Source organism: Hymenobacter sp. B1770, from assembly GCF_049896385.1.
In the GTDB taxonomy this organism is placed as follows: domain Bacteria; phylum Bacteroidota; class Bacteroidia; order Cytophagales; family Hymenobacteraceae; genus Hymenobacter.
Genome location: NZ_JAFCUF010000056.1, coordinates 1 through 869, shown reverse-complemented (window position 1 = coordinate 869; position 869 = coordinate 1). Strand labels below are relative to the sequence as shown.

Here is an 869-nt window from a genome sequence, read left to right as displayed (position 1 = left end):
CATGTGTTTTTGTTAAACAGTCGCCTGGGCCTTTTCACTGCGGCTTCTCGTCTTGCAACGAGGAAGCGACCCTTCTCCCGAAGTTACAGGTCCATTTTGCCGAGTTCCTTGGCCGTGATTCACTCGAGCGCCTCAGGATACTCTCCTTGACTACCTGTGTCGGTTTGCGGTACGGGCGATAATTGCGTTAAAACGCTTAGCAGGTTTTCTTGGCAGTCGGATTAGGCACACTATCCGCGTGGCCCGAAGGCCGTGCGGTACTATCAACTTTCGGCTAGGTGCGCGTACTTAACTACGCTCCCACTACCTACGGTCTTCAACGGGCACTTCCGTCCGCCCGCGGTGCTTTCACTTCTGCGTCACTGCATCACTTGCAATCATCGGTACAGGAATATTAACCTGCTGTCCATCGAGTTCACCTTTCGGCTGCCCCTTAGGTCCCGACTAACCCAATTCCGATTAGCGTTGAATTGGAAACCTTAGTCTATCGGCGTGGGGGTTTCGCACCCCCATTATAGTTACTCATGCCTACATATGCTTTTCTCCACGCTCCAGCAAGCCAGTCGACGCACCATCACCGCAAGGAGAATGCTCCCCTGCCACGTAACCGTCTTGCAGGTTACATCCATTGCTTCGGTACTAGATTTGATGCCCGCGTATTATCGATGCCCGGTCGCTCGACCAGTGAGCTGTTACGCACTCTTTAAAGGAATGGCTGCTTCCAAGCCAACCTCCTGGCTGTCAAAGCAACTGGACCTCCTTTGTTCAACTTAATCTAGATTTAGGGACCTTAGCAGATGGTCTGGGTTCTTTCCCTCTCGGCCGGGGACCTTAGCACCCCAGGCCTCACTGCCGCGTATAGCCACTGG

Annotated in this window: 1 rRNA gene; it reads right to left on the bottom strand. The window is 53.4% G+C overall.

The annotated features are described in order from the left end of the window. A 23S ribosomal RNA gene (locus tag ACP7AJ_RS21430) occupies positions 1 to 869 on the bottom strand; the annotation flags it as partial.